The following is a 22,890-nucleotide window of genomic DNA, read 5'->3' on the forward strand; positions in this document are numbered from 1 at the left end:
GCTTGGCCAGAAAAATGAGTCGTTCTCGCTGTTCTAAACTAAGTGGTACAGAAACAATTCGAGGCATGTGTGAACATCTGTTAACTAAAAAAACTTTTTCGCATGATTAGTTATTTTTGTCAACTTATATGATAATTAGCATTACTCCCACCAACAACATGCGACTGTTGCGGCTGAATAATAGCACCGCATGTTAATTTATCCCCGACATAAGCAACTGGCTTACCATCAAAGATAATATGGTCATGGCTTTTAATCACTGAAGACCAACATTTACATCTTGGACAGAAATGCCCATCGCCCGCTCTAACAAAAGAATTGCCCATTTGAGAATTTCTTATCTGAGTAGCTAGAATACGACCACCATGATTAGTTGGTGCATTATGAATAGCAAAACCTCTCATAATCTTAATCCTTATAGTTTAGTCATGACTAAGAGAGTTCTGAAATGTTAATTGATCTTTAAAAATGCATATTGCCACCGAATTGTTAAAAGTATCAATAATTTCATCGCCATTCTTTAATTGACTACTGACCAATAGAGCAGTGATACCTTCAACAACTTTTAAGATTTGCTCAATCTCTTTTGAGAACATCTGTTGTTCTAGTGTTTTGATAAATAATTTGTATAACGAAGTTGATCTTGTCATTTTTGAGTTCGTATATGTTTTTATTATATAATGCGAAGTATAACAAACTTTTAAATTAGTAAAAAATCATAGTACTTTTCTCATATTAAATTTTAATGTGATTTAAAAATACAAAATTTGTCTCACCCCTCAGTCGGGCTTTTTTATTATTTATTACATTTCATTATATTATTAAAAATCAAACTGAATAAAAGCGAAAAGGAAGCTCTCGCTTCCTTCTCCAAAACAACTTAAATCCCATACTTCACACGGTACGCTTCCATTTTCGCCAAGGCATCTTTTTCACCTTTAGCATCCAAATAATTCATTAAATCTTTCATGGTAATTAAAGCATGCACAGGAATTTCCAACTCTTTTTGCACTTCCTGAATAGCAGACAAATCGCCCTGACCTTTTTCTTGACGGTCTAAAGCCACCAATACGCCCGCAATTTGTGCGCCTGCATTTTTCAAAATAGTCACCACTTCACGAATAGCCGTACCCGCAGTAATCACATCATCAATAATCCAAACTTTTTTGCCCTCAACCGCAGCACCCACCAACACACCGCCTTCGCCATGATCTTTGGCTTCTTTACGGTTAAACCCCCACGGCACACTTACGCCATGATTTTGCGATAAAGCCACTGCTGTAGCTGCCACAAATGGAATACCTTTATAGGCAGGCCCGAAAATAACATCTACATTTTTGCATTGCATGAGTTGATCTGCATAGCCCGAAGCCAATAGCGATAAAGCTTCGCCATCATTCAACAAACCTGCGTTAAAAAAATAAGGACTCACACGACCCGATTTTAAAGTAAACTCACCAAATTTAAGCACACCACGTGATAAGGCGAGTTCGATAAAAGCTTGCGGGTTAAATTGAGCTGGCGATGTCATGAGGTGCTCCAAATTAATACATTGAGGTAAGACCTGAGCATGATACCAAAGAGTAGCTATCCGAGTGATCAAAAAATTCTTCGAGTGGTTTCAATTAACGTCAATGGGTTGCGTTCATCGGTAAGCAAAGGCTTACTCGAATGGTTGGAAAAGTCTGAAGCAGACGTGATTTGCATGCAGGAAAGCCGCATCACACACGCCCAATGGACCGATAAATTTAAGCCAGAAGGCTGGCACACGCATCTTTTCCCTGCAGAACGCGCAGGCTACGCAGGGACAGCTATTTATAGCCGTTTGCCGTTTGTTTCTGTGCAAAATGGTTTAGGCTTTGAATTGGCCGATTCTCAGGGTCGCTTTATCAGTGCTGAATTTGATGTAGGACTGGATCACCCAATTTACATCTGTTCACTGTATTTGCCTTCTGGCTCTTCAGGTGAAGAAGCCCAAATGCGGAAAGATCACTTTTTAGAAGAGTATCAAAAAATTCTAAAACAGTGGCGTGAAGACAATAAATCGATCATTGTCTGTGGCGATTACAACATTGTGCATAAGCGCATTGATATTAAAAACTGGTCAGGTAACCAAAAGTCTTCAGGTTGCTTACCGCATGAACGTGCATGGTTAGATCATATTTATAATGACTTGGGCTATGTCGATACCTTCCGTGAAGTACGCCATGAAGCAGAGTTGTATTCTTGGTGGTCAAATCGCGGGCAAGCCCGTGCCAAGAACGTTGGTTGGCGGATTGATTATCATGCCTGTTCACCCGACTGGAAAGCACGCACTGTCAATGCTTGGGTGTATAAAGAAGAATGGTTTAGTGACCATGCTCCCGTGATTATTGATTATAAGATCTAATATTCACACAAATTTCACAGCCTACACGAGTGAACAGTTGTTCACTCAACTGAGGTTCAATTCGCACATAATCTGTCGACTTTGTGTATTTATCTTCAAGTCGATTCAGCGCATTATTGCATCACGGCAAAGGGACAGTCAGGATGACACAAAAGGATTGGAAGCCGAAGGATGGAAAATAAACTAACTGGTTTTGGTTAGTTTCAAGGATGTAACAATGGACGTTAAAATGAGACCCGCATAATCAGGATGATTAAATGCGGGTTTTCTCTTTTTATCATCTTATTTTCTGTTTTGCGCTGTTACTGTTGTTCTTCACTGTATTTTTTATTTTCACTAGAGTCTGTTCTTATCAAGTTTTTCATTTTTTTCTGTTTATGCGTCCCATTTTAGAGCGATCAAGTGTCAATTTGGTGACATCGGTATGACGTATTGATGACACATACCATTTAAACAGCCAATCATTGTTCACTGCAAGTTTCTAGCACTTAGCGCTGTTTTGGGCTAGGCTATAGCCAGTTTGATGATATTAACGTGAAAAAAATATGTTAAAAATTTATGGGATTAAGAACTGCAATTCAATGAAAAAAGCCTTCGATTTACTCAATGAATTGGGGCTAAGTTATGAGTTTCACGATTATAAAAAACAAGGGATCGATGCCGACACTGTCAAAAGTTGGTTAGATGCGCTTGGGCAAGATGTAGTACTGAATAAAAAAGGCACCACTTGGCGCAAACTCAGCGAAGCAGAACAGCAAGCTGCTTTGGCCAGTGAAGCCAACTTAATTGAAGCACTTTGCACTCACACCAGTTTAATTAAACGTCCTGTCTTAAAAACTGAATCAGGCTTTATTGCGGGTTTTGATGAAGCGGCTTATCGTGCTTTAGGTTAAGTTTAAAAAAATACCAATAAAAAAACCTGCTCACATGGAGCAGGTTTTTTTATATCCTGTGCAATATGATTTCAACTGCACAGGTGGAATACATGCTTAGTTCGCACGAATCCATGTTTGGTTACGACCCAATGCCGCTACACCAATGAAACCACGCAATTCCAGTTTCTTACCACCATCGGCAAGTTTACCTTTTAGCTTGTAGGTTTTACCTGTTTGCGGGTCAAGAATTGAACCACCATCGTAGCTCGTGCCGCCTGTATTTTTCAGACCGCGAACAATGGTCAAACCTTTGAGTGATTTGTTGTGATACGGACCTTCACATTTTGTACAGGCATTTTCTTCACCAGGCGTTAAAATTGACTGAATGCTTGCGGTTAAAGTTCCATTTTTTTGCTCAGTAAATCTTACCGTGGCTTTGGGTTGTTTGGTTTTGTCGTCAATTGTTTTCCAAACTGTGCCGTTAAGCGGATCTGCAGCATTGGCCAAAGCGCTTAAACCTAACAGCCCGAATGCAAGTGCAATTTTTTTCATTGTTTTGTTTCCCTGGTCTACTATCAGACAACTTTATTATTAAAAAGTCACAACAAATTTGCAATTTTTGAATGTGACCGTTTAGTGTACCCTTGTAAATTATGTTGGTAAATACACAAATATCCGATCAAATAAAGAACAAGATGGAAAAATCATGAAGATTAACCCCATGTGGAAACAAATTATTACAGAGCAGTTTTTAAAAACCACCATTCGCAAACCAAGCCAATTTAATTTACCCCCCAATTCTGTACGTTTTGCACTAGAACAAATGTGCCGTTTATTTCCCATGCAAAAGTCGGTGCAGGTACGCGCGCTGCGTTTAGCAGGTCTGCATGCCGAAGAATTAAAACCACAGAATGCTGCAACACAGCTCATTTTTCATATTCATGGCGGGGCTTTTTTTCTGGGTTCGTTAAATACCCATCGAGCATTTTTGAGTCAAGTTGCGGCACGCACCCAAATGCAAGTGATTCATGTCGATTATCCGCTTGCACCTGAGCATCCTTTTCCACATGCTTTGGAAGCCGTGTTTGATGTCTATCAAAGTCTGTTGGCGCAAGGTATACACGCCAAAGATATTATTTTGTCAGGAGATTCTTGCGGTGCAAATTTAGCGTTGGCGCTAGCTTTAAAAATACGTGATGAGCAATTGCCGCAAGTGAGTGGCTTAATGCTGCTGTCACCATTTTTAGATTTAACCCTCACCAGTGAATCCTTGCGTTATAACAGCAAGCATGATGCCCTGCTGTCAATTGAAACGCTGGAAACAGGCATTGATTACTATGTACCGCCTGAACTTGATCGGGCAGACCCGCAAATTTCGCCATTGTTTGATGATTTACACGAATTACCACCAGTTTTAGTACAAATTGGCTCTAAAGAAATTTTGCTGGATGATGCAACACGTTTTAAAGAAAAAGCCGAACAGGCAGGCGTAGAAGTGCATTACAAACTCTACACGGGTATGTGGCACAATTTTCAAATGTTTTCACCGTGGTTTGAAGAAGCCAAACGTGCATTGGCAGATTTAGCAGAGTTTGCACATCGGCAAGATCAGAGCTAAGTTCAACCATAACAAGGCTTTGCTAACCAACCCTTTTAGCCGATCCATCTATATAAAAAAAGCTCAGCACCCTCAAGGCACTGAGCTTTTTTTATTGAAATAGTGGGTTAAATCGCCTGAATTTTTTGCATCGCATTGGCAACAGCTTGGTCTTTAAATTCCGACATACTCACCCCTTCAGCGCGAATAATTTCTACATCATTCACCCCTGTAAAGTTGAAGATGGTTTTCAAGAAATCTTCCTGAAAATCGGCAGGGCTGTTATCACCATACACACCGCCACGGCTACTGGCGATATAGGCTTTTTTCTCACCCGCCAAGCCTACAGGCCCTTGCTCGGTATATTTAAAGGTTTTACCTGCCACGCTGATGCGATCAATCCATGCTTTTAAAGTTGAAGTCAAACCAAAGTTATACATGGCTGCACCCACCACCACGACATCGGCATCAATATATTGTTGGATGATTTTTTCACCCAAAGCCGCTTGTTCTGCATCCTGCCCCATTAAAATTTCGGCAGTTAAGTGCGGAATCGGCTGTTGTGCCAAATCTAAATAATCGACCTGTGCATTGCTATTTTTTGCAGTCAATTGTTGCACAATCGCTTGGCTTAACTGACGTGAAACTGAGTTTTCACCTAAAATACTCGAGTCGATGTGTAAAATTTTCATGGGGATGTTCCAATCTTGTATTCATTTAATAACGCTATTTTAATCGTGCAGCGTAAATAGAATAATTGGGAAAACTAAGACACTATGTTTTATTTTTGGAACAAAAAAGACCACTTTACCGCACAAAAACTTCCGCAGTATTTTTCCTAATCCTGCTTTTTCCAAGTCATTTTGCTGGTTTTTGATAAGGCTCTAAATAATTGACCCACATTGCTTCTTGTGATGCGGCGTGTACCCAAGCGCGCATAGCAGGATGCTGCATCACCCGCTGCATATAGTGTTGGCTGTTGGCACTTACAGGCAAGGCATAAGTCATAAAACGCGTCACCACAGGAGCATAAAACGCATCGGCAATGCTAAATTCACCACACAAGAAACCATCTACAGCAGGACGTTCCACCCAAATGTGTTCAATGCGTGCCACATCCTGTCTTAAACCCGAATGTTCTTGCCATAATTTTGTACCCACTTCTGCTAAATTGGCGCGAATATTCATGCCACATAAACTGCGTAAATCGGTAAAACCACTGTGCATTTCTGCGCTGATGCTACGCGCCCAAGCGCGTTGCTGTACATCACGCGGCCAAAGTGCCTGTTCAGGATATTGCTCTGCCAAGTATTCACAAATGGCGAGAGAATCCCAAATCAACATGCCCTGATCTAACAAGGCAGGCACTTTACCATTGGGGTTAATTTCTAGGACACGTTGTTTAAAATCGCCCTCACCACGCTCGCATGGAAAGTTCAGTTGTATTTCTTCAAAAGCCAAATCAAACGCCTTCAGTACCAACCACGGGCGCATCGACCAGCTCGAATAATTTTTATTGGCAATATACAGCTGCATCATGGCGATGACTCCTGTGTGGTTTGAAGTTGCTGCAGTTGATTTAACAAGGTGCTTTCGTTAAACGCACCCGTTAAACGCAGACTGCGAATTTCTTGTTGTTGTGCATCCAAAAATAAAAAGGTAGGTGGCCCTAAAATTTCCCATTTATTCAGCAAAGCTTGATGACTGGCATCGTAATGGCTTAAATCGAGTTTAATTAAATAAAATTCTGCAAGTGCCTGTTTTACAGTGGAAGATGTCAATACCTGTTGCTCAATCGGACGGCACGCCACACACCAATCGGCATAGACATCTATAATCATGCGCTGATTTTTCGGAGCTTGGGCAAGTAACTGTTGTAATTCCGTTGCAGTCGTTGCACGGTGCCATTCTAAAACCGCATCGTTTTCCTGCTGCCAAAAACGCTGGCTGTGTTGATATTGGTTATAAATCAGATACGGCACCACCACCAATAACGCACTCAGATAAATCGCCCGCAGCGTACCATGATAGCCACTCAAACGATGCAGCACATAGCCGACAAAACCCACTCCAAGTGCCAAACTAAGCCATTGCATCCATGCTTCACCCAATAACGGACGAATAAAATACAATGCCAATGCCAACATAATAAAGGCAAACAGCACTTTGACTTGATGCATCCACAAACCTGCGCGTGGCAAAGCTTTTGCCCCAAGCACACTGGCCAACAATAACGGCGAACCCATGCCAAACCCGAGCGTAAATAGCAGCAACGCCCCCTGCATCTGACTTTGGGTTTGTGAAATAAACAATAACGCCCCTGCCAATGGCGCAGTCATGCATGGGCCGACCAAAAGTGCCGACAACATGCCCATGAGTGCAGCACCTGCCAAATTGCCGCCTTTTTGCATGGATTGTGCCTGATCTAGTCGATTGACCCAAGCACGCGGCAACTTGATTTCAAACAGTCCAAACAGATTTAAGGCAAACAGCACAAACAGCAAACTAAAAGCAATTAAAGTCGCAGGTTGCTGCAACCAGCGCTGAAAATTCAAACCTGCGGATGACGCAATTAAACCCAATATGGCATAGACCATTGCCATGCTACAGACAAAGACCAGTGCAATCGTCCACGCTTTGACACCTTTATGTTCACGCACCAACAAGGAGGTCAAAATCGGTAGCATCGGCAAGGAGCATGGGGTAAAGGCCAATAAAACCCCTAAACCCAAAAACAGCAGCAAGCCATAGGCAAACGAACTTTGTGCCAGTTTTTCTGACCATATTTGATCTTGTGCTGTGATGGGTTGTGCTGCTGCAGGACTTGTTGAAGATGCTAGCGTGGAGTTGGCAGGTGTTGTCGAAAACACATTCTGGGTTGGGTTACTGTGTCCACCCCACAGATTTTTTTGTGCTGCGCTTTGATTGTCTAAAATCACCAAACCAGTGCTGTCTGTCTGAAATTCAATGCGCTGTGGTGGATAACAAAGTCGATCTTGCGCACAACCTTGCCAGCTCACTTGATAGCGCTGTGCAGCCTGCGTGGGAATTTTAAAACTGACTTGTTGATAATAAACCTGAGTATGTCCATAGTTTTCATCATAAACATCTTCTGCGGGAGGCAACTCTAAAGCCAGTATTTGCTGTCCATGCTCAACCTTAAATTGATGCTGATACAAATAATACTGTTCAGGCATGTTCCAGCGCAGTTCGGCTTGTTGGGGATTGACCGATTCAACGCTAAACTGAAAGGCTTGTTCGGGTGGGAGTAAAGGTGCTTCTGCGTGTAGGCTTAGCGAACACAATAAAAGTAGACTTGCGAGCAGACAAGATAAGCCCTGCGCCACATAACGTAAAATATCAGCCATTAGATCAACAGCAACTTGCCAAAAGGTCTGAAATAAGGACTGCTTCATGTTCTGCTCGCCTCGGCATGAACTTTATTAGGATGAAAACAGATCTGCAGCAAGCTTAATACTTAATAACTTTGGCCTGCTGCAGCATACAACGTATTTTAAAGCTTTAAATGGTTTCGATTGCTTAGAACAAAAACGCCATACCTAAACCTGCACGGTAACTTTTATCTGCACCGTCTAAATCTACACCGACACTGGCATCCAGCTGAGTGCGTTCATTCAGTGCGTAAATCACCCCCGAAGTTAAGCCATATTCATTGTCCTGACTTTCTGCTTTACGATAGACCAATTCTGAAAAACCTGACCATTGATCGCTTAAACGATACTGAATATTGGGAATTGCTGTAACCGCCCAATCGCTATTTTGTACATCGTAACGCATGTTGATGCCTGTTTTTAACAGCTCACTGTATTGATAGCTGACTGCCGTACCCAAGCTATAAATATCATCTTCTTCGCTAAAGCCATCATTGCCTGTGGCAATTAGCGCTTGCAACAACACGGCCATAGAAAGTTTGTCATCATTTAAGTCAATGGCTTGTTTTAAACCAATGCTGACATCACCCAAACCATCATCTTCAACCGATTGACCTGCAGTTTTGCTTTTGCTCCATGCAGGCCCTTGCCAGCCCAGCTGTAACTCTAAATCTTGCGCCAAACCTGTACGTAACAGCATGTCAGCATTAAGGCGAGTAGTTTTAACTTTTTCGCCCGAAGCATCGTTACTTTCTTGATAACTTGCACTTGGCAAAGCCTGTTCCCAAGCCAGTTTCCCTACAGGTGTAATACCCGTACTCATTCCTGCACCAGGACGATCAAACTCAAAATCTGCCGCGCTCACCTGCATGCTGATGCCTGCCGCCACGATTAACCCAACTGTTTTTAATGCTGACATATTTTTATCTCTGCTCTTAGGCCAATTCTTTGCTCATTTTTGCGCCATAACGACGCAACAATTCTAAAGTCTGCTGTTCTTCTAGCAAAGCATCCGACCACTGAATTTCATCAAAATCACAATCAAACAATAAATCACTAATTGAAGATAGAATAGTTAAACCATCTTCATCTTTGCTGTTCGGATCGACTTTTTCATCTAATAAACGCTGTACCGCAGGAACACATGCTGCAGAAGCCGCATCCCACAATGGGCCGTAAATTTCTTCGGCATCCCATAAATGCAAATTCACTTTGGCTTGAATCAAGGCCTCTAAAATATCTAAATGCACTTGCAAATCTTGCTGTTTTTGCTGCTCTGTGAGTGGCTGACCTGCTTCATATGCTTCGCAGACTTTTTCCCACCATTGAAATAAACCATCTGACCAGACTGAAATCACAGGGCCTTTTTCGGCATCCATAAAGTTAGGGTCTAAACCGTCTGCCAATAGGCGTTGCACTTGGGCAAGGTCTAATTCTTCTATTGCTTGCACCAAGACTTGTTGTTGCGCAGTTAACATGCAGAGAGCTCTCTTATTCAATGTTTAATTTAGAACTATTATGCCCAATAAAGCGACATTTGTATGAGATAAATGTCAGCAAATCGTGAATTTAGTGCATTGGCTACATGCAAACACAAAAAAGCCTCGCAAAATTTGCGAGGCTCTTGGAATCTGTCTGATCCTTATTCGTCGTCGCCACCAACATCTGTATCTACAAATTCTGGGCGAGCACCACGAGGATTTTCATTTTTCTCAAACGCATGTTCTAGGCTGCGTTTTAAACGGTCAATCGCACCGTAAATGGCTGTATCAATATTATGACCACGATGATTCACAACCACTGGTTTTAGACCTGCTGGACGTGCTTCAATCATACAACGAATATCATCATCACCGCCTTTTTCACCATTTTCATCACTAAAATGCACTGAAAAATGGGTAATACGCTCACTGTGGCGTTGGAATTCATTATTCAGTTCTTCACGAACGTAACTAATTAATCGATCACTGTTTTGAATGTTTTTATCGGTACGGATTTCAATGTTCATGATTTCATCCTCTTGCGTTCGTTATTTCTGAATCTTGTTGTGCCAAAATCTTACACATAATTTTATATATACGTTTTGGCGTGTTTATAATGTGCTGTTTTTACAGCATAAAGTACATCTTCAACTTAGTTTGGAATCACTTCCTCCTACGTGAATGATGAACACTTTTAATTCTGCAGAACCGTGTCCCTATACCTTGAATATCGGGCCTATCTGAAAAATATGCAAGCGATATTTATAGAAAAGCAGCAAAAGAATAACCCTTTTATCACCAATTTCAGCTTAGATGCTCAATAAGCGATCAATTTGGATAGCACCATGTTGTTCAATCTATTGCCAATAAGAAACTTGATGCTTTTAAAGGGTTTAGTTACATCTGCAATATTCGCCTTTGCATTTTGACCATTGGTTTTAAATCGTTTAAAAAACACTCAACCCAAAAACTGATAAAAAACACCCCAAAATGACCCGTCAATAATCGAATTTTGCTTTATTTTTGCTAAAGAATCTGTATCCTTGAAACGCTTTTATTGGGGTCTATTTTTATGAAACTTACACATATTGCTGCGCTGTGCGCAATCTCCACTGCTGCAACTTTTACGCAAGCTGCACCGATTTGGCAAGATTTTAGCGTGACAGGTTTATACGGTGAAAATTACAAATCACCTTTTTTAACTGGCGATCAAGAGATTGAACAAAGCACTGTAACTTTTGAATACGCTGCTGGTTTTAAATATGGTGATTTTTTTGCCTTTGCTGACCGTTCAAACAATGATGTAGATGGCAATGACACTTACTTTGAAGTATCACCACGCTTAAGCTTAGGCGCTGTTTCTGGTCAAAAACTTGCCTTTGGTCCAATTAAAGATGTTTTAATTGCAACCACTTGGGAAGGTGGCGAAGGCTTTAACAATTACCTATACGGTATTGGTTTTGATCTTGAGCTTCCATATTTCAAATATGCGCAATTGAACTTCTACAAAGCAGATAATGATAAAGATATCTCTCAAGATGATTATCAAATGACGTTTGCTTACGGTCTTCCATTTAAAGTCGGTGCTGAAGACTTTTTAGTAGATGGTTTCCTTGATTGGTCTACTGCAGAAGATGACCACGCTAGCGAACTCAACTGGACTACACAATATAAATGGAATGCAGGCAAACACATTTCGCCAAATACACGTTTATATGTCGGTATCGAACACTCTGTTTGGAACAACAAATACGGTAATAAATCAGGCATCAATCAAAACGATGTCAGCGCATTGGTCAAATACCATTTCTAAGCTGTATTTTTCTCTGTTCAAAAAAGCAAGACTTCGGTCTTGCTTTTTTATTGGTCATTAAAATAGTTTCCAATAAATATGCATTGCTCTCCACCACGCAACCCATTTGTACTTAGCTCAAAACTCCGCTACATTGAGTTAAATTTCAAATAAAAAGCACTGTGAAGCCCACATGCAAAAAACCGATTTCATTATTCTGCTGTTTTGTGCGATTGCTGCAATTTTGCATGGCATGAGCGGTTTTGGTTTTCCTATGCTCAGTACGGCTGCGGTGGCGATGTTATATCCACTCAGTACTGCGGTTGCTTTGGTTCTGATTCCCTGTTTGCTTCTCAATATCTACATGCTGCGGGGCGATGCCACACAATCTATATTCAGCAGTTTATATGGCTACTGCAAAAAATATTGGGGTTTAATCTTCAGTGCGCTGATTGGCAGCTATTTGGGCGTCAGTTTGCTGCTCATTCTGAACGAAGGTTATTTAAAATTGGCAATGGGCGTACTGATTTTATTGTACGTGGCCGATCAATTTCGACAACGTCCTTTGCAAATTTCTGCCTCACTCAAAAATATGCTGATTTTTGGTTTGCTGGCAGGTGTGATTGGTGGTGCGACCAATGCCATGGCACCATTTCTAATGATGTATTTACTCAGCACTCAACACAGCAAAACCGATATTGTGGTGATTAGTAATCTTAATTTTATTGTCTCTAAACTCATTCAACTGGCAGTATTATATCCAGTAATTCAACAATTTAGCAGCACACAATTTAAAGTTTTGGCACTGATTTGCCTATTTTCTGTGGCAATGGTTTATGTGGGCAGTCTGATTCGTAAAAATATTTCTCAGGCTGTATTTAAGCACATTGTATTTACTTTACTTGGTTTCATGGCTATTTACGCAATTGCTCAAGGATTATTCATCATCCAAACATCACCTGCTTTATTGATATAAATCAGATCAATAAACATAACAAATGGAAAATTATTTAGATTTTTTTTGGCTTAAATAATTATTTACACCTATAATTAAGACCAGCTTAAAAAACAGTCTATTCAGACTGCTTCGGTCGTTTGCATCGACCAATCTTCCCTCTTTTCTTTTAATTCCTTTTGACGGAGTGAACTTCTATGGAAAATAACCATATAGAAGTGCCAGCCAATATTAAGCGAAAAGAACTGATCAAGACCTGGGTGATTGTTGCAATTGCAGCCCTGCTCTCTTTCGGTTTATACAATGTCTTGCCCTATGATGAAAATGCAAATAAGGGTCTAAGTCTGTTGCTTTTTATTGGTATTTTATGGCTCACCGAAGCTGTACACATTACCATTACCGCGCTTTTGGTGCCGGTGCTTGCCGTAATTTTGGGCATGCCTGTAGAAAATGCCAGCAAAGTGCTTGAGCCAATTAGCACCAGCAAGGCATTGGCGACTTTTGCCGATCCTGTTATTTTCCTGTTCTTTGGTGGTTTTGCTTTAGCGACTGCACTGCACATTCAGAAACTGGATCGTAAAATTGCGATGTGGATTATTTCCATGTCGGGCGGTCACTTGGGGATTTCGGTTTTATCTATTTTTATTGTCACTGCTGCGTTGTCGATGTGGATTTCCAACACAGCCACGGCGGCGATGATGTTACCGTTGGCGCTGGGTTTGTTATCACACCTCGATGCCACTAAAGAGCGTAAAACCTTCGTTTTCATTTTATTGGGGATTGCCTACTCTGCCAGTTTAGGTGGTTTGGGTACGTTGGTAGGTTCGCCACCAAACGCTATTGCAGCCAAAGCGTTAGACTATGACTTTGCTGACTGGATGAAAATTGGTTTACCAATGATGCTGATTTTGCTACCAGCAATGTTGGTCAGCTTATATTTGGTATTGCGTCCAAATTTAAATCAAAAAATTCATTTTGAAACTGAAGTGATTCCTTGGACCAAAACCCGTGTTGCAACGATGATTTTATTCGTATGTACTGCAGTGGCGTGGATTTTTGGTAAAAAACTTAGCGAAACCTTCGGCATTAGCCAACCCGATACATGGACTGCATTAGCTGCTGCATGTTTGGTAGTCATGCTAGGTACTGCATCTTGGAAGCAAGTAGCTGAAAATACCGATTGGGGCGTGTTATTACTGTTCGGTGGTGGTTTAACCCTCAGTGCGATCTTAAAAGATTCAGGCGCATCTTTGGTATTGGGTCAAACCCTTGCCAATACCTTTGGTGATACTTCGCCATTGGTAGTGATTTTTGCGGTGACCATCTTCATTATTTTCTTAACTGAATTTACCAGTAATACAGCGTCTGCTGCGTTATTGGTTCCTGTATTTGCTGCAATTGCAGACCAAATGGGTATTCCAAAAGAAATTTTAGTGGTGATTATTGGTATTGGTGCATCGTGTGCCTTTATGTTACCTGTGGCAACGCCACCAAATGCGATTGTATTTGGTACAGGTCAAATTAAACAAAGTGAAATGATGAGTGTGGGCATGGTGTTGAACGTCATGTGCGTATTTATTATTTCATTATTTGTATATTGGTTCTTTAGTTAAGGATCAATAAAAAATGGAGCACAAGATGCTCCATTTTTTCGCCTCAATTTTAGAATATTTTTAATCATCAAATCATTACCTAAATAAATTCGCTATACTCAGGACATAATAATTTAGACACAATGAGGAGGGTTAAATGGCTAAGTTTTTAAATACGAGCGCGACCAATTTTTTCTTAGAAGAACTGATAAAAAATGCCAAAGAAAGGTTAATTTTAATTAGCCCATATTTACGTTTAAATGACCGTATTAAAGAGTTACTTGAAGATAAAGATCGACTCAAAATTGATATTCGAATCGTTTATGGAAAAAGTGATTTACATCCTGATGAAATAAAATGGATGCAAAAACTTGATTTTGTTCGGCTCAGTTTTTGTAAAAACTTACATGCTAAATGCTATCTCAATGAATCTGAATGTATTATTTCTAGTCTAAATCTTTATGAATTTAGCCAAATTAATAATAACGAAATGGGCATTTTGATTCGCAAATATGAAGATCAAGATGTCTTTAAAGATGCTTATGAAGAAGCGCAACGTATTATTCGTATTAGTGATGAAGTTAGAATTAGTTTAGATGAAGTGAAAGCCGAACCAATAAATGAATCTGTTGAAGAAACCAATGACAATAATGTTGGTAAATTAACATCATCTAAACTTGCAGCAAAACATAAAATGAAAACCAATGAATTGTTGGCTCATTTTACCGAAAAAGGCTTATTAAATATCAATGATGCTGGAAAGCACATACTCACTCAACAAGGCAAAGACGTAGGTGCAGAATTTAAAACCAGTCAATATGGTGGATATTTTTTATGGCCTGAAAATATTGAATTATAAACACCAATCAAAATTACAATAAAAAGCATCCATTACTTTTTTGAAATAATGGATGCTTTTTCTAAATTAAATCAGCTTAAACTGCCAAATCGGCTAAATTACCTTTTTGCTCTAACCACACTTTACGGTCTGCAGAGCGTTTTTTAGCCAGCAATTTATCCAATAAACCTGCGGTAAAATGACTATCATCCAAATCGAGTTGCACCAAACGGCGTGTATTTGGATCCATCGTGGTTTCACGTAACTGACTGGCATTCATTTCACCCAAACCTTTAAATCGGGTAATTTGCGGATTTTTGGTTTTGGCTTTTTTCAGCGTGTTTTCTAACTCATCTTCATCCAGCGCATAATGCACATCTTTACCGTCATCAATACGGAATAATGGCGGCATGGCGACATATAAATGCCCATCTTCCACCAAGCTTGGGAAATGCTTCACGAACAAGGCACACAGCAAAGTGGCAATGTGTAAACCATCCGAGTCGGCATCAGCCAAAATACAAACCTTACCATAACGCAATTCAGATAAATCATCACTGCCCGGGTCAACCCCAATCGCAATTGCAATATCGTGTACTTCCTGCGAACCCAAAACCTCGTCCGAAGATACTTCCCACGTATTTAAAATTTTTCCACGAATTGGCATGATCGCCTGAAAGTTTTTATCACGTGCTTGTTTGGCAGAACCACCTGCGGAATCACCTTCGACAATAAACAGTTCCGATTCTTCACGGGTTTGTCCCACGCAATCTGCCAATTTACCCGGCAAGGCTGGGCCTGAAACAATTTTTTTACGTTCTACTTTTTTCGCTGCTTTTAAACGACGACCTGCTTTGGAAATTGCCATTTCTGCCAGCTGCATGGCAATGTCAGAGTTTTGGTTCAACCACAAGGCAAAAGCATCTTTGGCGATATTCTGCATAATGCTTGCCGCTTCACGGCTCGATAAACGCTCCTTGGTCTGCCCAGAAAACTGCGGCTCTTGGAACTTTAACGATAAAATGTAGTTAACCCCATCCCAAACATCTTCGGCAGATAGCTTTAAATTGCGCGGCAATAAATTGCGTAATTCACAGAACTCACGTAAAGCATCGGTCACACCAGAACGTAGTCCATTGACATGCGTACCGCCTTGCGCAGTCGGAATCAAGTTGACATAACTTTCCTGAATTTGCTCGCCACCTTCTACGTTCCAACAAATTGCAAATTCTGCACTAGCACGTTCTGCCTCACCTGTCGCCACAAAAGCAGGAGCAGGTACAATCTCACGATCTTCCAGCTCATCCATCAAATAGTCGACTAGACCATTTTCAAACTGCCAGACAATTTTTTCATCGTTAATTTCATCAATGTAATGAATTTCTAAACCTGCAGCCAGTACCGCTTTGGCTTTTAAATTGTGCTTTAAGGCTTTTAGCGCAAATTTAGGTGAATCGAAATATTTAGCTTCAGGCCAGAAATGTACCAACGTACCCGAAGCACGTTTTGGGGCTTTGCCTTCCAAGACTTCTAAAGGTGCAGCAGCTTCGCCCTGATCAAAAGCCATTTTATACAGGTTGCCCTGACGCTGTACGGTCACTTCAACCCGACTGGACAAGGCATTCACTACAGAAATACCGACCCCGTGCAAACCGCCCGAAAATTGGTAGTTGTCGGTGCTGAACTTACCGCCTGCATGCAGCTTGGTCAGAATAATTTCAATCCCGCTTTGCCCGTATTCTGGGTGAATATCGACAGGCATACCACGGCCATTGTCTTCTACCGACAAAGAGCCATCTTTATAGACTTTTACGGTAATTTTATTGGCATGCCCTGCAAGTGCTTCATCCACCGCATTATCAATAACTTCTTGCGCCAAATGGTTTGGACGTGTGGTGTCGGTATACATGCCCGGACGACGACGTACTGGATCTAAACCAGATAAAACTTCAAGAGATTGAGCGGTATATTGAGACACGTTGTACTGTTTCCTTAAGCTAGGGAATCCGATAAAAATTGCAGTAACATCGGAATTTTGTCTGCAAAATTATCCATGGCATGATTGCCGTGCGCTTCAGTCATGATCATGGCCGAAGGTGAGGCAGCACTATAATAACGCTGCGCTTCACGATAATCCAAAACTTCATCGCCTTGTTGCAATAACACCAATATTTTGTCTGCATCTTGCGCAACTGGCAACGCAATGTCTGCTAAGTCATCCAATTGCGCTGCAGTTAAGCTCCAGTTCGGATGTACCACATAGGGCAGCACATCGCCAAACAAGTCCTGAAACAATTGCCATGGTCGCATAGCAGGGTTAATCACAACAGCAGGCACATGATGCTGTACGACCAGTTGTGTCGCATAAAAGCCGCCTAGACTGCTGCCCACCAATGCCACATTGGGCAAACGTTGAATCAATGCCGATACGTTTGCCAAAACCTCTAAAGGTGGAGCATTTAAATCGGGCAAATGCATCTGAATACCAGGGCGATGCTGCTGCACATAGGCATACAATAGCTGCCCTTTCATGGACAAAGGACTACTTTGAAAACCATGTAAATAAATTAAATTCATGCGCGACATTTCTTAGTAACACCATTCAATTTTTGGCTGATACAGCACTTATTTTGCGTTTTTAATTTAATTTTCATGGAAAAATGCAATTGTTAGACAAAAAGATGCGAACATCTTGGCAGTCATCGGTATTTTACAAGTAGTTCAAGATGAACACGATAAAATAAAAGTATCGGGTTTGGTGACAATTCATCTAAAAATTTGCAGTTCTGTAAATTCATGAAATGCCAGCAGACCCTTGAGTTTATACCGCGAACCCAAGTAAAAATAAAGCGTTCGGTATATGGGAACACAAGGGGCAACACAGTATGCCAAGTTTAACACCGCTGCATGAAACGTATTGTAGATGGGATCGTACACCTCCAAGTCAGGCCGATATCCTAGAAGGCTTGGCACAGTTGGTCAGCACGCGCCTGAATGCCGTGATGAGCGAAGTGATTCAAACCATTCAGCGTGAAGTTTTGCTCAGCGTATTTGGCATGAGCGAACAACGCTCGCAAAAGTTTCAAAAAACCGCAACTTTTCAAAAGTTGTATAAGTTTGCCTTCCACAGCTTACAACAATACGGCTATCACTTTGTTGCACCAGGTTTACGTCAAATCATTGCGCAATTTCCCAACTTACATGACAAAGCACTCACGCCAAGCCTGCATTTTTTAGTCGGTGTACTGAATGGCGTACTGGGAGATTATCTACTCGAACAGCAAAATCCGCTCGCCTTACCTATGGTGCTCTATGACCATTATGGCGAAGTCCAACAAGGCGATTTGTCTGGACGTGTGGTAATTTTTGTGCACGGTTTATGCCGCAATCACCTCGATTGGACTACACACCAATTTGGTGGTTTTGGTGAAAAATTACTGGCACAACGTGACCATAACACCATGTTATATCTGAATTACAATACAGGGCGTCGCATTTCTGCCAATGGCCGCAGTCTTGCCAATACCTTAGATGATTTAATTCAGCGTCATCCTAAAATTACCAGTATTGATTTAATTGGGCACAGCATGGGTGGCTTGGTGTCGCGCAGTGCGCTGTTTTACGGTAAGCAAAATTTGCAGCACTGGATTCACTTGGTCGAAAATCTGGTCTGCTTGGGTTCACCACATCATGGGGCTGTTTTGGAGCGTTTTGGTTTCCATTTACAGGAAAAATTAGGTCGCTTTCCTATTGTGAAAATTGTCGGGCATTTGGTCAACATTCGCAGCAACGGCATTTTAGATTTGCGCTATGGCAGTGTGCGAGATGATGACTGGGAACATAATCAGGCACGAATTGGACAGGTCGATGACAACCGCAAACCTGCACCTTTGCCGACCCATATTAATGCTTATTTCGTGGCAGGCAGCATTGAGTTTGAGAAAAAGCAGAACCTGACCCGCAAAGTCATTGGCGACTATTTGGTCAGTGTAAAAAGTGCTTTGGGGGAGCACCCTAACCCACGGTTTCAATTAAGACTGCCTGAATCACACAAAGCTGTGTTCTATGGTCTGAACCATTTTCAGTTGCAATATCATCCGAGTGTGGCTGAGCAATTGGTGAAATGGTTTTATCCTGCGCATGAAGAAGTGCCAGAGCAGCAAATTCGTGAGTTTATTGGTGATTGGTCAAGCTTAGAAGGCATCGCGCTCACCTAACATAGTCTAAACAGTTCAAAATACGCTACAACACGATGATTTTTAGATAGATTATCAACAGATACACAAAAAAAATGCGCCATCGCAATTTTATGGATGACGCATTTTTATCAATTCAGTGGGTAGGCTCCCGGAATTTATTTTTTCTTCACTTTGCCAAATGTAGTCGATGCCACAAAAGGATAGTTACGCAGCAATTGCCATAAACTAATGATCGCCAACACGCTAAAGAACAGCAATGACCACACAGGTAAAGACTGCCCTAAGAACGTCCAGTCAATCACAGCACATTCACCTGAACCCGACAGTACTTGTTGCAATACGGCTTTCATGGGTAAGGCATCTACCAAATAATCTAGCCCTGGACCGCAGCTTGGCACTTGATCGGGCGGTAAGTTTTGCAGCCACACATGCCGTGCTGCCACACCCACTGACCATAAAATTCCAATACTGCCGAACAGCGCGTAAATACGCTTAACCACGTTAGATTTAGGGTTATGCACAAAAGCAATCAGTGAAACCAAACCCAATGCAATTAAGCCCACCCGCTGAAAAACGCACAGTGGACACGGCGCTAAACCTTGCACATGCTCTAAATACAATGCAAATGTCATCCCAATGACACTGGCTAAAAATAAAACACCACTTAGCAGACGATAACTCAATTGCATGTTTAAATCTCTGAGCTGTTATCTATATTGTGCGACATAGTCTGCAAAACTCAGACCCTGTGCTTGTTCAAGTTGTTGTTGTTGCTGAATAGATTGCACTGCAATTTCATCAAAATATGTTTGTGTTTCAGGACGCAGCGCATGTTGCTCATACGCATGTGCATGTTGCTGCGCCATATAACTGCCAAAGCCCCACGTACCGCCATGACGAATAGTATCGGCAATCATGTGTGCCGACAGAGTTTCATCGACTTCATGCAAACGCACCATCATGCGTTCTAAAGCTTGAGAATACAGCTGCGTCGCATAACTTTGGTCGAGTAAAGCAGCCAAAGGTTGCATGGCGGTGACATACTGCTGTCCCCACGCTTCAATTGGGGTTTTAACATCGCTCTCTTGAATGTGCGCATTTGGCGCACGCCCACGATTGACCACTTCGGCCTGATTTTTTTCGATGATACTTTGTTCCGCATCTAACAAGGCTGGGCTGTCTTGCAACAAACAATACAATGCTAAGACTTCCAAAAAGCCTGCGGTATGTTCATCTATCCCAATTGGGCTATACGGATTAACATCTACCGCGCGTAATTCGACATAACCAATACCACGATTGGCAAGTGCTTGAGATGGGGTTTCACCCTCTTGTGGCACTTGTTTTGGGCGCACTAAACTATAGTACTCATTTTCAATTTGCAGCACATGGTCATTAATTTGAATTGGCTCACCCGTGGCATCATCTAAACCTAAGCGGCTAAATGGCAAGTACGGGGTTTTTACGGCTTTTTGCAAACCATCCAAATAACCCGTTAAATCATTGTAATGAATACCAAGTTTTTTCTGCGCCGAGTTTTGATAGCCAAAGTTACCCATACGCAATGCAGTCGCATACGGTAAATACAACGTGCCTCTTAACAACGGCAGCAAATGATGTTCACGCCCCGTCATAAAACACTGACAAACCGATGGACTTGCACCGACTAAAAACATCACCAATGGTGTTAAACGAATAAAGTTACGAATTAAACCTAAATAACGATGACTACGATAATCTTGCAAACTCAGTGCTTTGAGCTGCTCATCACTTTCATGTTGTTGCAAGGCGGCAAATAAATGTTCAGGGAAGGATAAATTATAATGCACCCCTGAAATAGTCTGCATACGGCGACCATAGCGCACACCTAAACCACGGCGATACAAAGTTTTAAAGCGCCCAATATTGGAGCTGCCATATTGCGCCAGTGGAATACCGTCATCGGTTTCATCAAGCATACATGGCATCGACAGCGGCCAAAGTTTTTCACCTTCGCCTAAGTGCTGATGCACCACGCTATGAATATCTCGCAAATAATCAAGCGCGTGTTGAATGCTGCTTTGCGGTGGAGTAATGAACTCCATCAACGCTTCGGAATAGTCCGTAGTAATATGCGGATGTGTGAGTGCCGAACCCAAGGCTTGAGGATGTGCTTGCTGCGACAAGAAGCCATCGCTTTGCATACGCAGACTTTCGCGTTCAATCCCGCGCAACATCCCTTGAAGCAACGCAGCGTCTACCCATGTTGGTAGAACATCTTGCGCATTTGGTTCGGGTTGACTCATTACACTCTCGCTTAATCCAATACACTACAAATACGACATAAACCACAGGCTGATTTTGGGTCGGTGGCAATTTTCTCTATCATGCAGATGATCTGAGATGAAATTGCTACCGTTCAAGTATAACTTGATTTGGCATCAGCACATGCGCTTGGGCTGTTTTTTCTAACAAAATGATGATTTTGGGGCATGCTGACATTTTATAAAGTGGTCAACGTCAATAAATTTTAATTTGGCAATTTTTTATCACAAAGTTGCACTATAAGACATGCTAAATTTGTGATTTTATAATCAAAAGAACAGAGGTAAATAATAAAGCGTATGAATTATCAAGATTTTTTAGATTTTTGGTTTTCTCCTGCTGCAGAACCGAACTGGTTTGTCAAAAGCGCAGAATTTGATGCCCTGCTCGCAGAAAAATTTACCGATGTACTGCAACAAGCGGCACAAGGAGAACTATGGACATGGCGCGAAACACCCGCAGGTCGTTTGGCTGAAATCATTGTTTTAGATCAATTATCACGTAATTTATACCGTAATGACCCGCGTGCCTTTGCCCAAGATGGAATAGCCTTGGTGTTGGCACAGGAAATGATTCACTTAAAATTGGATCAGGACTTAAACCCAACCGAACGTCGTTTTCTATATATGCCGTTTATGCACAGTGAATCCAAACGTATTCACGAAGTCGCATTAACGTTGTTTGAAAGTTTGAATGACCCCACCGTGTTGGGCTATGAACTGAAACATAAAGTGATTATTGACCGTTTTGGGCGTTATCCGCATCGGAATCAGGTGTTGGGACGTCCTTCGAGTGCAGAAGAACTTGAGTTTTTAACCCAACCCAATAGCAGTTTCTAACTGGCGAGCTTGTCTTGGCTGGTTGATGTGTACAGGAGCTTTCACATGAAATATTCCCTACTCGGTCTTGCCCTTGCCAGCAGTTTGCTGTTTACAGGCTGTGCCACGACATCCTCTAAACCGCTCAGCTTTGAGCAGTTGGGGCAATACAGCACCACACCACTGAATGCGCAAACCTATCGGATTAGTTTTTTAGCGGGTCATAACATGAGTTTTGGCACTGCAGAAGAAATTACTTTGGTGAAAGCAGCACAAACCACGCTGCAACACGGTTTTCGCTTTTTTAAAGTTTTAGATGATCCGAGTAACCGTAGCCAGAAACCACCTAGACAAGCCGTGGTTTACCCTGCACCAAGTTACTATCCGTATAGCTATTCGCCGTATGGATATTATCATCGTCGCGCACCATTCTGGCCTGACCCATTCTATGATATGCCGCAAGTGGTGACCCTCGATCCGACTCAAGTGTCTTACACCATTCAGTGTTTTAAAGATCAAAAATCTGCACCTGAAGATGCCTTTGATGCGAGCCTAATTTTACAATCACTGGGGGCAAAATATGGTTTAAGTCCCACAGGACAACCATTACCCCCACCAACCTCTGCCCCTGCCGCGCCCTAATGAGATAAGGATGCCT

22 protein-coding genes and 2 pseudogenes are annotated in these 22,890 nt (G+C 41.7%); 10 read left to right on the forward strand and 14 right to left on the reverse strand.

Annotated elements, in window-relative coordinates:
* The 3 genes and pseudogenes from FTT70_RS13710 to pyrE all read right to left on the reverse strand — a co-directional run.
* Positions 1-67: pseudogene (locus tag FTT70_RS13710) on the reverse strand (helix-turn-helix domain-containing protein); the annotation flags it as partial.
* A gap of 64 nt (positions 68-131) precedes the next feature.
* Positions 132-407 (reverse strand): annotated as a pseudogene (locus FTT70_RS10100) (PAAR domain-containing protein); the annotation flags it as partial.
* A 473-nt stretch (positions 408-880) separates the two neighbouring features.
* A complete protein-coding gene (pyrE, locus tag FTT70_RS10105) occupies positions 881-1,531 on the reverse strand; it encodes an orotate phosphoribosyltransferase (RefSeq protein ID WP_096901637.1) in 651 nt (216 codons plus the stop codon).
* A gap of 39 nt (positions 1,532-1,570) precedes the next feature.
* Between pyrE and FTT70_RS10110 the strand changes: the two genes are divergently transcribed.
* Entirely contained in the window at positions 1,571-2,389 is an 819-nt protein-coding gene (locus FTT70_RS10110) for an exodeoxyribonuclease III (protein ID WP_096901635.1), read from the forward strand.
* Between the two features lie 545 nt (positions 2,390-2,934).
* On the forward strand, positions 2,935-3,282 hold the full coding sequence (locus FTT70_RS10115) for a Spx/MgsR family RNA polymerase-binding regulatory protein (protein WP_026438350.1): 348 nt from the start codon (positions 2,935-2,937) through the stop codon (positions 3,280-3,282).
* A 96-nt stretch (positions 3,283-3,378) separates the two neighbouring features.
* Here FTT70_RS10115 and FTT70_RS10120 read toward each other — a convergent pair whose 3' ends face one another.
* Positions 3,379-3,816 carry a DUF2147 domain-containing protein gene (locus FTT70_RS10120; RefSeq protein WP_004974208.1) on the reverse strand — a complete coding sequence of 146 codons (438 nt, stop codon included), beginning with the start codon at positions 3,814-3,816 and terminating at the stop codon, positions 3,379-3,381.
* A gap of 154 nt (positions 3,817-3,970) precedes the next feature.
* On the opposite strand from FTT70_RS10120, the gene FTT70_RS10125 reads away from it, so the two are divergent.
* Complete coding sequence (locus FTT70_RS10125; protein WP_004974206.1) at positions 3,971-4,882, forward strand: alpha/beta hydrolase; 912 nt, start codon at positions 3,971-3,973, stop codon at positions 4,880-4,882.
* Positions 4,883-4,989: 107 nt separating this feature from the next.
* Here the strand turns inward: FTT70_RS10125 and FTT70_RS10130 are convergent, their stop codons facing one another.
* From FTT70_RS10130 to FTT70_RS10155, 6 genes are all read right to left on the reverse strand, one after another.
* Positions 4,990-5,553 carry an FMN-dependent NADH-azoreductase gene (locus FTT70_RS10130; protein ID WP_004974205.1) on the reverse strand — a complete coding sequence of 188 codons (564 nt, stop codon included), beginning with the start codon at positions 5,551-5,553 and terminating at the stop codon, positions 4,990-4,992.
* A 166-nt stretch (positions 5,554-5,719) separates the two neighbouring features.
* Positions 5,720-6,400: a glutathione S-transferase family protein gene (locus tag FTT70_RS10135; protein WP_180096280.1), complete on the reverse strand. Its 681-nt coding sequence runs from the start codon at positions 6,398-6,400 to the stop codon at positions 5,720-5,722.
* The gene (dsbD, locus tag FTT70_RS10140) at positions 6,397-8,229 is read right to left on the reverse strand and encodes a protein-disulfide reductase DsbD (RefSeq protein WP_180168612.1); all 1,833 of its coding nucleotides are present in this window, start codon (positions 8,227-8,229) and stop codon (positions 6,397-6,399) included. The genes FTT70_RS10135 and dsbD overlap by 4 nt, the downstream gene beginning before the upstream one ends.
* A gap of 172 nt (positions 8,230-8,401) precedes the next feature.
* The gene (locus FTT70_RS10145) at positions 8,402-9,172 is read right to left on the reverse strand and encodes a transporter (RefSeq protein ID WP_180008537.1); all 771 of its coding nucleotides are present in this window, start codon (positions 9,170-9,172) and stop codon (positions 8,402-8,404) included.
* A gap of 16 nt (positions 9,173-9,188) precedes the next feature.
* Positions 9,189-9,731: an ankyrin repeat domain-containing protein gene (locus FTT70_RS10150; RefSeq protein WP_004974192.1), complete on the reverse strand. Its 543-nt coding sequence runs from the start codon at positions 9,729-9,731 to the stop codon at positions 9,189-9,191.
* A 164-nt stretch (positions 9,732-9,895) separates the two neighbouring features.
* Positions 9,896-10,261 carry an HPF/RaiA family ribosome-associated protein gene (locus FTT70_RS10155; protein WP_180168603.1) on the reverse strand — a complete coding sequence of 122 codons (366 nt, stop codon included), beginning with the start codon at positions 10,259-10,261 and terminating at the stop codon, positions 9,896-9,898.
* A 545-nt stretch (positions 10,262-10,806) separates the two neighbouring features.
* Between FTT70_RS10155 and FTT70_RS10160 the strand changes: the two genes are divergently transcribed.
* The 4 genes from FTT70_RS10160 to FTT70_RS10175 all read left to right on the forward strand — a co-directional run bounded on the left by FTT70_RS10160 (position 10,807) and on the right by FTT70_RS10175 (position 14,932).
* A complete protein-coding gene (locus FTT70_RS10160) occupies positions 10,807-11,547 on the forward strand; it encodes an outer membrane protein OmpK (RefSeq protein WP_070155832.1) in 741 nt (246 codons plus the stop codon).
* 172 nt (positions 11,548-11,719) lie between these two features.
* Positions 11,720-12,502: a sulfite exporter TauE/SafE family protein gene (locus FTT70_RS10165; RefSeq protein WP_180168604.1), complete on the forward strand. Its 783-nt coding sequence runs from the start codon at positions 11,720-11,722 to the stop codon at positions 12,500-12,502.
* 176 nt (positions 12,503-12,678) lie between these two features.
* Positions 12,679-14,094, forward strand: coding sequence for a DASS family sodium-coupled anion symporter (locus FTT70_RS10170; RefSeq protein ID WP_096901624.1), 1,416 nt, complete (start codon positions 12,679-12,681; stop codon positions 14,092-14,094).
* A 136-nt stretch (positions 14,095-14,230) separates the two neighbouring features.
* Complete coding sequence (locus FTT70_RS10175) at positions 14,231-14,932, forward strand: phospholipase D family protein (protein ID WP_131261219.1); 702 nt, start codon at positions 14,231-14,233, stop codon at positions 14,930-14,932.
* A 76-nt stretch (positions 14,933-15,008) separates the two neighbouring features.
* Here the strand turns inward: FTT70_RS10175 and parE are convergent, their stop codons facing one another.
* Both parE and FTT70_RS10185 read right to left on the reverse strand, forming a co-directional pair.
* Positions 15,009-16,889 (reverse strand): DNA topoisomerase IV subunit B, encoded by a 1,881-nt coding sequence (gene parE, locus FTT70_RS10180; protein ID WP_004974183.1) that lies wholly within the window; start codon positions 16,887-16,889, stop codon positions 15,009-15,011.
* A 14-nt stretch (positions 16,890-16,903) separates the two neighbouring features.
* Positions 16,904-17,488: a YqiA/YcfP family alpha/beta fold hydrolase gene (locus FTT70_RS10185; RefSeq protein WP_131261220.1), complete on the reverse strand. Its 585-nt coding sequence runs from the start codon at positions 17,486-17,488 to the stop codon at positions 16,904-16,906.
* 308 nt (positions 17,489-17,796) lie between these two features.
* Between FTT70_RS10185 and FTT70_RS10190 the strand changes: the two genes are divergently transcribed.
* Entirely contained in the window at positions 17,797-19,128 is a 1,332-nt protein-coding gene (locus tag FTT70_RS10190; protein ID WP_004974178.1) for an alpha/beta fold hydrolase, read from the forward strand.
* A 137-nt stretch (positions 19,129-19,265) separates the two neighbouring features.
* On the opposite strand, the gene FTT70_RS10195 is transcribed toward FTT70_RS10190, so the two are convergent.
* Entirely contained in the window at positions 19,266-19,799 is a 534-nt protein-coding gene (locus FTT70_RS10195; protein WP_131261221.1) for a disulfide bond formation protein B, read from the reverse strand.
* An 18-nt stretch (positions 19,800-19,817) separates the two neighbouring features.
* A complete protein-coding gene (gene gshA, locus FTT70_RS10200; RefSeq protein ID WP_180043508.1) occupies positions 19,818-21,395 on the reverse strand; it encodes a glutamate--cysteine ligase in 1,578 nt (525 codons plus the stop codon).
* Between the two features lie 318 nt (positions 21,396-21,713).
* Here gshA and FTT70_RS10205 point away from each other — a divergent pair, with 318 nt between their 5' ends.
* On the forward strand, positions 21,714-22,253 hold the full coding sequence (locus FTT70_RS10205; RefSeq protein ID WP_131261222.1) for a DUF924 family protein: 540 nt from the start codon (positions 21,714-21,716) through the stop codon (positions 22,251-22,253).
* A 45-nt stretch (positions 22,254-22,298) separates the two neighbouring features.
* Entirely contained in the window at positions 22,299-22,874 is a 576-nt protein-coding gene (locus FTT70_RS10210; RefSeq protein ID WP_104852739.1) for a hypothetical protein, read from the forward strand.
* The last annotated feature ends 16 nt before the right edge of the window (positions 22,875-22,890 follow it).

It is taken from the genome of Acinetobacter sp. YH01003, assembly GCF_013420525.1.
Taxonomy (GTDB): domain Bacteria; phylum Pseudomonadota; class Gammaproteobacteria; order Pseudomonadales; family Moraxellaceae; genus Acinetobacter; species Acinetobacter towneri.

Bases quoted from the DNA above. Each gene is read 5' to 3' on its own strand.
- pyrE (WP_096901637.1), bottom strand. From the start codon at position 1,531: ATGACATCGCCAGCTCAATTTAACCCGCAAGCTTTTATCGAACTCGCC.
- FTT70_RS10110 (WP_096901635.1), top strand. From the start codon at position 1,571: ATGATACCAAAGAGTAGCTATCCGAGTGATCAAAAAATTCTTCGAGTG.
- FTT70_RS10115 (WP_026438350.1), top strand. From the start codon at position 2,935: ATGTTAAAAATTTATGGGATTAAGAACTGCAATTCAATGAAAAAAGCC.
- FTT70_RS10120 (WP_004974208.1), bottom strand. From the start codon at position 3,816: ATGAAAAAAATTGCACTTGCATTCGGGCTGTTAGGTTTAAGCGCTTTG.
- FTT70_RS10125 (WP_004974206.1), top strand. From the start codon at position 3,971: ATGAAGATTAACCCCATGTGGAAACAAATTATTACAGAGCAGTTTTTA.
- FTT70_RS10130 (WP_004974205.1), bottom strand. From the start codon at position 5,553: ATGAAAATTTTACACATCGACTCGAGTATTTTAGGTGAAAACTCAGTT.
- FTT70_RS10135 (WP_180096280.1), bottom strand. From the start codon at position 6,400: ATGATGCAGCTGTATATTGCCAATAAAAATTATTCGAGCTGGTCGATG.
- dsbD (WP_180168612.1), bottom strand. From the start codon at position 8,229: ATGGCTGATATTTTACGTTATGTGGCGCAGGGCTTATCTTGTCTGCTC.
- FTT70_RS10145 (WP_180008537.1), bottom strand. From the start codon at position 9,172: ATGTCAGCATTAAAAACAGTTGGGTTAATCGTGGCGGCAGGCATCAGC.
- FTT70_RS10150 (WP_004974192.1), bottom strand. From the start codon at position 9,731: ATGTTAACTGCGCAACAACAAGTCTTGGTGCAAGCAATAGAAGAATTA.
- FTT70_RS10155 (WP_180168603.1), bottom strand. From the start codon at position 10,261: ATGAACATTGAAATCCGTACCGATAAAAACATTCAAAACAGTGATCGA.
- FTT70_RS10160 (WP_070155832.1), top strand. From the start codon at position 10,807: ATGAAACTTACACATATTGCTGCGCTGTGCGCAATCTCCACTGCTGCA.
- FTT70_RS10165 (WP_180168604.1), top strand. From the start codon at position 11,720: ATGCAAAAAACCGATTTCATTATTCTGCTGTTTTGTGCGATTGCTGCA.
- FTT70_RS10170 (WP_096901624.1), top strand. From the start codon at position 12,679: ATGGAAAATAACCATATAGAAGTGCCAGCCAATATTAAGCGAAAAGAA.
- FTT70_RS10175 (WP_131261219.1), top strand. From the start codon at position 14,231: ATGGCTAAGTTTTTAAATACGAGCGCGACCAATTTTTTCTTAGAAGAA.
- FTT70_RS10185 (WP_131261220.1), bottom strand. From the start codon at position 17,488: ATGAATTTAATTTATTTACATGGTTTTCAAAGTAGTCCTTTGTCCATG.
- FTT70_RS10190 (WP_004974178.1), top strand. From the start codon at position 17,797: ATGCCAAGTTTAACACCGCTGCATGAAACGTATTGTAGATGGGATCGT.
- FTT70_RS10195 (WP_131261221.1), bottom strand. From the start codon at position 19,799: ATGCAATTGAGTTATCGTCTGCTAAGTGGTGTTTTATTTTTAGCCAGT.
- gshA (WP_180043508.1), bottom strand. From the start codon at position 21,395: ATGAGTCAACCCGAACCAAATGCGCAAGATGTTCTACCAACATGGGTA.
- FTT70_RS10205 (WP_131261222.1), top strand. From the start codon at position 21,714: ATGAATTATCAAGATTTTTTAGATTTTTGGTTTTCTCCTGCTGCAGAA.
- FTT70_RS10210 (WP_104852739.1), top strand. From the start codon at position 22,299: ATGAAATATTCCCTACTCGGTCTTGCCCTTGCCAGCAGTTTGCTGTTT.